Genomic DNA, 5,284 nt, shown 5'->3' on the forward strand with positions numbered 1-5,284 from the left:
ATCCTCTCAGCTGCTTCTTTTTGAGTTAAACCTGCAATATCTCTAGCTAATTGATAGATACTTCTGCACTTATTGCTCATTCCTTTTACCTTCCTTTCGTTATAAAATATAATTAATAAGTAATTACTCGCCTTTTTAAACCTCGGCATATCCTTAACCTTACCTACATACTTGACTAACAACCTCTTATTAGGTGTCATGCAAAGGCACCTCCCTTCGTTGATATAGTACCTATAAGGAATTGAAATCACCTCCAATATATTCTCCTAATAATTTTGGACTTATATGGTAAGACCATTTGCTACTCATCTTTACCGCTGTACCTATAGGTAATCTATCTCTTTGTAATCCAATCCTCACAAATTGAGGTGATACATTCATTATCTCTGCTGCTTCATTTACAGTTATTCTTCCTTCATACTTTTTCATAAGTAAAATTCCCCCTTTCTTTTATTCTTTGTCATAGTATTTCAATCGAAAATTAAAGGTTTTTCTCCCTTCGTGTAGAATTTTGTTAATGAAGGGAGGTGGCAATTATGACTAAAATCCCATATGCAGATAGCAGCGGAACTCTAAGTGTAGAAGTTCACCTAAAACATGCTACTGATGTATTCTTAGTAGATTCATCAAATTTTCAAAAGTATAAACGTGGGCAACGATTCAAGTATTATGGTGGTCACTATTCTAGAACACCTGTTAATATTACTGTTTCTGGCACAGGTCGTTGGTACTTAATAGTCCGTGGCGACGGACAATACCAGTATCGTTTTTATTAACTTTAGATGGAAGATTCGGTGTTGTCTGAGTCTTCCAAATCTAAAATTGCATTTGACTCCAGATAATTTATAACCTTTAAAGTTACTTCTTTAAGATTTGAAATTGTCATGTCATTTTTTCTTACTTGCTCCAATAGTGTATTTATTAAATCTTCTTCTACTTGCTTTGTCATAACTCTTTTAATTTGTAACACTCTTCTCACCTCCTATCTAATTTCTGAAGAATTTTGGTGATTTCTCTGATATAAAATTCCTCTGAATTCCAATCTACATTAAAAACATTTTCAGCAAGTTCATCTAATATAAATTGTGCTTTCTCTTTATTGGTCATATCCTCACCTCCTATGCTGTTTCGCTTGTTCTTGTTGAAGTATCTTCAACTTTAGAAGTAAAAAAAATACTAGGATCTACTTCTAGAACTTCTGCTATCTTGATTGCCTTTTCAACAGACAACTTTACTGAGCCATTCTCTAACAGACAATATCCACTTTTGCCTTTGTATCCTAATTTATGAGCCATATACTCTTGAGTATATCCTTTATCTTCTCTCATCTTCTTTAATTTTTGGTTCATTCTTTTCACCTCCAATAGTTTAAGTATCTTCAACGTTAATTTAATTATAGTTTAAATATCTTAAACCGTCAACCCTTTTTTTGAATTTAGTTGAAGTTTTTTAAACTCGCTTTATTCAGGCATTTAATTAATATATACTATAAATAAGTTTAAGTATCATGAACAGGTGGGATTATAATGTCAAATATAAGTAAAAGAATTAAGCAATTACGTTTAGAAAAAAATATAACTCAAGAACAGTTTGGAAAAATCTTTGGTATTGTTAAATCTACTGTTTCTTTATATGAAAGTGGAAAAAGCACGCCTGATGATGATATGAAAAAGAAAATAGCTGAATACTTTGATGTAAGTTTAGATTTTCTGATGGGTAACTCCAACATAAGAAATCCGTATAAAGACAAAAAAGACCCTTTTCCTGAGGAATTCACTTCTCCGGAAGAAGCTGTAAAGTTTCTCCTTGAGCAAAATGTAATAATGGGATTTGGTGGCTTTGATGTTAATACTATGAGTGATGAAGAAGTATTAGAGTTTGCAAATGAATTACTTAACCAGTTGAGGATATTGAGTTATAAATATAAGAAGTAGGTTTATGATGAACAGGGGGAAATCTATGAAACCTTACTACATATTAAGATCAATTAAATTCGATGAAAATATTCAAAAATATAGTACAGTCCAGCAAGCAGGAATGGACCATATTACAAATGATAATCCAAAAACTACATTTCAAAAAACAGACCTACAAATATTAGATAATTTTATAAAATATGATTTTACTAGTGAAATGAATAAAAATTCTAAAGGTAGAGCATATGGAACTGATGAAATATTTGAATCATTTATATTAATTAAAGAAGACAAATTTTACTTTTCACATCAACATGAGTTAATAATATTAGCAACAAATAAAGAAACATTTAATAAATTTCATGAACATATGGCTGATAGTGAAGAATTCAAGTTTGAAAAAATTGAAATAGATTTCGCTGAAATTATTAAGAATAAAAAAGCTTTAGGCATTGAAAGTATATGGGTTGGTGAAATACCGGAAGAGACTCATGTAAGCACAGTATCTTTTCATGGTTGTAAAATAGAAGATTCTAATAGATATGAAGAAATCATAAGAGAAGGAGCTAAAATAAAAAATCTTTCCTTGATTTATGACCATAATGGTCAACAAGAAAAGATCATGATTACCAAACAAGGTGGTATTATTGTTTATGATAATATACTTGAAAGCGATGTTTTAGATTTAATTGAAGATATTTATAAAAACCTTTTGTTGCCTAATTTAGAAATTAATTAATTTTAATTCACTTTTAATATCTTCTTTTATACATTTGATATCGCTATTAGTTAATTCAATAGAGTCATTAGATATTAGGATTTTACTATTATTTTTACCTTGATAAGTGAAACTGATAATCTTCTTATTAAATCCGTGAAATATTTTTTTCCAAAAAGGATTTTTAGTATCAACCTTTTTCTTATCTATAAATGTTATTTTTATTTTAGAAAGAATATTATCATTGTTATAACATACACCTACATTGCTACCGAATAAATTTAAAACTTTATTTAATATGTTTTCTGCAAAATCAAAGAAAAATTTATATTTTGCAATGCTTTTTGTTTTTAATATTATAGTTTTATTTGATATATAATATTCTAATTCTATAGTCCCTGCATTTACTTGAATATTTGATTTAAACATTAATTTTCCATAAGAATCAGTAACTACTCTACCTTCATTACTATAATCTAATTCAGTAAGTGACTTGACTAAATTTTTAAAATGATTCTCACTAATAATTACATCTTTAATTGAGATATTGAACTCATATTTTACATTTGTATTAAATATACTCATAATTTTTAAGTAATTTTTAGGTGCATTGTACCACATATAGATAGTTGGTATTGCTATAGGAATTAGATTTAAATATGCATTAGCAACTGGATCATCTATATTAAATAGTTGTATCCCAATATATGCTATTAAGATTACAATGGTCTTAATAACTAAATCTTTCATCTATAGCTCACCCCTCTCTATTAATTCATATTATATATTAACGACTTCATTTTGTGAACGTTTATATTATATTTTATTGTTATTTAATCTAAGTACTATTTATACATAATCATATCAAACTATATAAAATCTATTAAGAAGGTGATGTTATGCGTTACTCTTGGATAGATAATGTGATTATTGGTATAATTGAGTTATATGAAACTAAATCTATTTATGAATTATATCAATCATTATCTATAGATATTATTAAATTGAACAAAAGTAATGTTATTTTAAAAAGTAGTGAAGCAATGTATCAAAGGAATTTTTTTGGTGAAGAAATTGTTTTCATTAGAGATGACCTAGAACATAAGTATGAAAAGTTTATATTAGCTCATGAACTAGGACATGCATTATTACATACAGAAATAATTACTGCTGCATTTAATAAAAATCTTATTAATAAAGGAAAACTTGAAAAACAAGCTGATTATTTTGCATTAAAATTATTAGGAATTAATATAGATGCAGTTTCATTTGAAGGCTATACAGTAGAGCAAATATCAAAAGCATTATATGTAAGTGAAAAAAGTTTAGATATGTATTGATTGAAAGGAATATTTTTTTGACCTAGTTATCGAACGTATGTTTTTTATAATCTAATTTAATGCATCAGCATCATTATTCAACAAGATAGATAATTGCATCATTTATTTTGGTTCATTGTTAATTTTAGAAATATGGGAGTGATAAGATGAGATTACCTAATGGTTATGGTTCAGTATATAAGCTATCTGGTAATAGAAGAAAACCTTGGATAGCTAGAAAGACTATAGGTTGGTCAGATGAAGGAAAGCAACTATATCATACTATAGGATATTTTGAAAATAGAAAAAAAGCAATGAATGCACTTATAGAGTTTAACAATAATCCTTATGATATAGAGACTGCTGATATTACTTTTACAGAGATTTTTGAGATGTGGTCTAAACAAAAGTACCCTAAGATATCTAAATCTAATCAGAATGGATATAATGCTGCATACAAGATATCAGAGGACTTACATGATGTTAAATTCAATAAAATAAGGGCTGCAAACCTACAAGAGGTCATTGACAATTGTGATAAGGGGTATAGCACCAAAAAGAAAGTTAAGACTCTGTATAACCAATTATATAAGTATGCAGTAGCTAATGACATAACTAATAAGGATTATTCTAATTATGTAGATATAGGAGAAAATAATACTAAAAGTACTAGAAAACCATTCACTAAAGATGAAATTGATAACCTTTGGGAAAATGTAAACAGAATGGACTTCATAGATACAATATTAATAATGATCTACACTGGAATAAGACCAGGAGAACTCATTACTATTAAAAATGAAAATATAGATTTAGAAAATAGAATTATGAGAGGTGGAATTAAAACAAAAGCAGCTATAGATAGAGTTATACCTCTTAATAAAAAGATAATTCCATTGATAGAAAAAAGAATGAATGAAAACAATGAATATTTAGTTATAAACCATGAAGGTAAGAAAATGAGATACTGGAACTACTATGAAGAGAAATGGAAAAAAATAATGGAGCAATTAAAAATGAAACATAAACCCCACGATTGTAGACATACCTTTGCTACTTTTATGGATAATGCTAGAGCAAATAAGGTATCTATTAAAAGAATTATGGGTCATGCTTCTAAAGATATTACAGATAAGGTATATACCCATAAAGATATTGAAGAATTAAAGAAAGCAATAGACTTAATATAGTGTTAGTTGCTTGTTAGTTGTGTGTTACTTGTATAGTGATTTTTATAGAATTTCACAAATTCTAGACATAAGTAAATCCCCCGAATCTGTGATGACTGGGGGATTGTTTTTGTAAATACATTTATCTCTTTGAGAATTGTG

General features: G+C 27.9%; 11 protein-coding genes. 5 read left to right on the forward strand and 6 right to left on the reverse strand.

What is annotated here, in order from left to right; translation table 11 throughout:
- A partial coding sequence (locus GOQ29_RS08175; RefSeq protein ID WP_203372167.1) for a hypothetical protein occupies nt 1–200 on the reverse strand: 200 nt, incomplete at its 3' end.
- Nucleotides 201–231: 31 nt separating this feature from the next.
- Complete coding sequence (locus GOQ29_RS08180; RefSeq protein WP_203372168.1) at nt 232–429, reverse strand: hypothetical protein; 198 nt, start codon at nt 427–429, stop codon at nt 232–234.
- 107 nt (nt 430–536) lie between these two features.
- On the opposite strand from GOQ29_RS08180, the gene GOQ29_RS08185 reads away from it, so the two are divergent.
- Entirely contained in the window at nt 537–776 is a 240-nt protein-coding gene (locus GOQ29_RS08185; protein WP_203372169.1) for a DUF1883 domain-containing protein, read from the forward strand.
- Nucleotides 777–778: 2 nt separating this feature from the next.
- Here the strand turns inward: GOQ29_RS08185 and GOQ29_RS08190 are convergent, their stop codons facing one another.
- From GOQ29_RS08190 to GOQ29_RS08195, 3 genes are read right to left on the reverse strand one after another with little or no spacing between them, the layout of a single operon-like run.
- Nucleotides 779–970: a hypothetical protein gene (locus tag GOQ29_RS08190; RefSeq protein ID WP_203372170.1), complete on the reverse strand. Its 192-nt coding sequence runs from the start codon at nt 968–970 to the stop codon at nt 779–781.
- 5 nt (nt 971–975) lie between these two features.
- Nucleotides 976–1,107 (reverse strand): hypothetical protein, encoded by a 132-nt coding sequence (locus GOQ29_RS14835; protein WP_286672872.1) that lies wholly within the window; start codon nt 1,105–1,107, stop codon nt 976–978.
- 11 nt (nt 1,108–1,118) lie between these two features.
- Complete coding sequence (locus GOQ29_RS08195; protein WP_203372171.1) at nt 1,119–1,349, reverse strand: helix-turn-helix domain-containing protein; 231 nt, start codon at nt 1,347–1,349, stop codon at nt 1,119–1,121.
- A gap of 177 nt (nt 1,350–1,526) precedes the next feature.
- Here GOQ29_RS08195 and GOQ29_RS08200 point away from each other — a divergent pair, with 177 nt between their 5' ends.
- Together GOQ29_RS08200 and GOQ29_RS08205 are read left to right on the forward strand one after the other, a co-directional pair.
- Nucleotides 1,527–1,934 carry a helix-turn-helix domain-containing protein gene (locus GOQ29_RS08200; protein WP_203372172.1) on the forward strand — a complete coding sequence of 136 codons (408 nt, stop codon included), beginning with the start codon at nt 1,527–1,529 and terminating at the stop codon, nt 1,932–1,934.
- Nucleotides 1,935–1,959: 25 nt separating this feature from the next.
- The gene (locus GOQ29_RS08205; protein WP_203372173.1) at nt 1,960–2,655 is read left to right on the forward strand and encodes a hypothetical protein; all 696 of its coding nucleotides are present in this window, start codon (nt 1,960–1,962) and stop codon (nt 2,653–2,655) included.
- Here the strand turns inward: GOQ29_RS08205 and GOQ29_RS08210 are convergent.
- Nucleotides 2,641–3,384: a hypothetical protein gene (locus GOQ29_RS08210; protein ID WP_203372174.1), complete on the reverse strand. Its 744-nt coding sequence runs from the start codon at nt 3,382–3,384 to the stop codon at nt 2,641–2,643. The two genes, GOQ29_RS08205 and GOQ29_RS08210, sit on opposite strands and share 15 nt — an antisense overlap.
- A 149-nt stretch (nt 3,385–3,533) precedes the next feature.
- Between GOQ29_RS08210 and GOQ29_RS08215 the strand changes: the two genes are divergently transcribed.
- Together GOQ29_RS08215 and GOQ29_RS08220 are read left to right on the forward strand one after the other, a co-directional pair.
- On the forward strand, nt 3,534–3,974 hold the full coding sequence (locus GOQ29_RS08215; RefSeq protein WP_203372175.1) for an ImmA/IrrE family metallo-endopeptidase: 441 nt from the start codon (nt 3,534–3,536) through the stop codon (nt 3,972–3,974).
- Nucleotides 3,975–4,120: 146 nt separating this feature from the next.
- Nucleotides 4,121–5,143: a tyrosine-type recombinase/integrase gene (locus GOQ29_RS08220; protein ID WP_203372176.1), complete on the forward strand. Its 1,023-nt coding sequence runs from the start codon at nt 4,121–4,123 to the stop codon at nt 5,141–5,143.
- Nucleotides 5,144–5,284 lie beyond the last annotated feature (141 nt).

Origin of the sequence: Anaeromonas gelatinilytica (assembly GCF_016820635.1) — a bacterium.
Lineage (GTDB): Bacteria > Bacillota > Clostridia > Tissierellales > SIT17 > Anaeromonas > Anaeromonas gelatinilytica.